This window comes from Paraburkholderia elongata, from assembly GCF_013177735.1.
Classification (GTDB): Bacteria; Pseudomonadota; Gammaproteobacteria; order Burkholderiales; family Burkholderiaceae; genus Paraburkholderia; species Paraburkholderia elongata.
Window position 1 is genome coordinate 1 of sequence record NZ_WOEZ01000132.1, and the last position, 2295, is coordinate 2295.

Sequence of the window (2295 nt, forward strand, 5' to 3'; positions counted from 1 at the left end):
CTCTTTGGTCGATTTGATCTGCTGCCTGAGCTGGTGAAGAAAGGTGCGGATCCAAACCATACAGACGCAAGGGGTAACACCGCCATGGAGACAGTGGTGGCCCAGGGTAACCAGGCGGCTGTGCGGGCGTTGAGACAGGTGGGCGCAACACGTTAATCCCGGATGCAGTGAGGGCGACTCCGACTGGGAAACGGTGACCGTCGATATGAACGTACATCGACCGTCTTGAGCAATCTTGATTTTACGGAATGGGATGATGCGTTCGCGACGAACAAAATGCTCGGCGCCGCAACGCTTGATCGCCTGCGAAACGCCGCGTACGGCGTCCGTCGTGTTCGACGGCGAGAGCTGCTGCGGTCCACGTCCGATGGCCGAACCAGGCGCCTTTCGCTGGCGCCATTACGCCGAAAACATCCGGCTCCTTTACGGCGCAAGGCAACACTGCGCTTCCATGGTGAACTCCCAGGTATCGTTGATGAGCCTCAACTCTACTGCGGGCCTTCCGGGAGAGAGGACGTCCATTCCGTTCGGCGATCAGATCGTGGAAGTCTTCATCTTCGGGCGTGCACATGGGTTTAAGTCCGATACGTCAATGATGAGCAGAGGCACCTTGGCAGCCGCCTGGAGGCGGCGTTCGTAGGAGCCGACAGCCTGCGCCTTGCGCAGCGTCCCGCGCTCGTACGGGTAACTCAGTGAGGTAATAGGAACGCTTATGTCACAGGGTCGTAGAACTGCTCGGCGGCTGAGAGCTCCGGTCCCTCGCCCATCTGCATTTGTCCTTTCGCGATCATGCATCAGTTCGATGCCGCTTAAGATGATGCGAGCGCTGCGAAAGCTCTTGAATCACAGCATCGGCCGGACGACGCATTTGATCTCTACCACGGGACGTGGACACTTGCTGGCACGACCTCTCGGAATGGGATTGACTGCATGAGGCTCCAGCGGTATCTTTTCTGCTCAGGTATCACCTCCCTGCGCCGCCTCACAGTCCCTTTCGATTCTGTGCCGGCTGTGGAGGCTCGTCGGCACAGAAACTCGGACCGAAACCATGCGTATCTACTTCCAGAACGCGTCTATCCCGACGCGGGCCGCTAATCGGCTCAAATACCGCCTTTCGCTAAAGGAATCCCAGGCGCGACAGGTAACCTCCGAAGTCTTCGGCTATAGAGACTGGACCGACCTCCACAGCGAGCTGGGCAGCAAAGCAGCTTCCGCGCTCGACGAGGCGTGTGACAGCGCGACACTGACCGAGAGACGCGTATACCAGGCTGTGCAATTGGCCGGATCGTCCGTTGATCTTCACGGTGAATCCGCGGACGACTTTGTTCGATGGTGGCAACCATCGGCTGCGAATCCGCAAGAAGAGGGCGGGGGTTCGACAGAAACGCCGTTTGCCGGCTCAAAGGAAGATCTGAGTTTTCAAGAGGCGCTAAGCACGTTGGCTCACGCCGTGCACCATCCCGTTGGCCACTTCGAACAAGCGCTCATGACTGGCATACACAGAACGGAAAACGAAAGCTCGCTGGGGTTTGCAGAATCGATTACCGATGAGTTGCTAAGCGGCAACCGAAACCGGGAACCCGAAGTGGCTCGTCACCTCCTTGAGGCTTTGGCCTCGCGAGGGCTGCCGCGGTCGATACTTAACCTGGCGACGAGTTTGGAGCTTGGCGATGGTGGACCGAAAGACGAAAAGAGAGCCACGGACTTGCTTGAGCAGTTGGCTGAATCTGCTTCAACTCCCGATGACCTGAAACGGATTGCCGAATCACGCCTAGGCACCGCCTACGCACTTGGCACCCGCAGAAAAACAGTAGGTCAATAGGGCGCTGCAGTTGTGGGAGCGGGTCGCGGAGACTGGCGACTTCCGCGCTGCATTCAACGCCGGGCTGTATCACGATCACGCTGCGGAAAAGAGGGACCAACCGGCGAATCCGGCGAAAGCTGCTCGTTTCTATCGGATCGCGTCGGCCAAAGGGCACGTTCCGGCTTCGACGAATCTCGGACTCCTCCTGCTGTGCCGCCCGGAGCTGGCTGCCTCTCTCGACGAAGGTCAGGCTTTCCTGAAGCTCTCTTACGACCATGGTGACGCGAAAGCTGGCGAGGCCTTTAAGTTCGGATCGTCGGCGGAATCTGTGGGTGAATTAGTGTGCGCGCCTAGCCAAGTGAAGCTTGATTCAGATACTGATAGAGCTTCCGACAAGTTGCATCAAAGGCATTTTGTGCGGACTCTGAGATCGCTGGCCAGATGAGGGGGCCGCCGTCTTCCTCGATGAGTTTGTCGAGGAGGGTTGCCAC

At 58.3% G+C, this 2295-nt stretch carries 2 protein-coding genes and 1 pseudogene; all 3 read left to right on the top strand.

All coding sequences use genetic code 11. The features are described 5' to 3' along the window. On the top strand, window positions 1-156 hold a 156-nt coding region (locus GNZ13_RS52665; RefSeq protein ID WP_236002172.1), incomplete at its 5' end, for an ankyrin repeat domain-containing protein. A gap of 45 nt (window positions 157-201) precedes the next feature. After that, window positions 202-376: pseudogene (locus GNZ13_RS54650) on the top strand (ATP-binding protein); the annotation flags it as partial. Between the two features lie 672 nt (window positions 377-1048). Continuing rightward, window positions 1049-1822, top strand: a complete 774-nt coding sequence (locus GNZ13_RS24670; protein WP_172169076.1) for an SEL1-like repeat protein — start codon at window positions 1049-1051, stop codon at window positions 1820-1822. Window positions 1823-2295 lie beyond the last annotated feature (473 nt).

Bases quoted from the DNA above. Each gene is read 5' to 3' on its own strand.
- GNZ13_RS24670 (WP_172169076.1), top strand. From the start codon at position 1,049: ATGCGTATCTACTTCCAGAACGCGTCTATCCCGACGCGGGCCGCTAAT.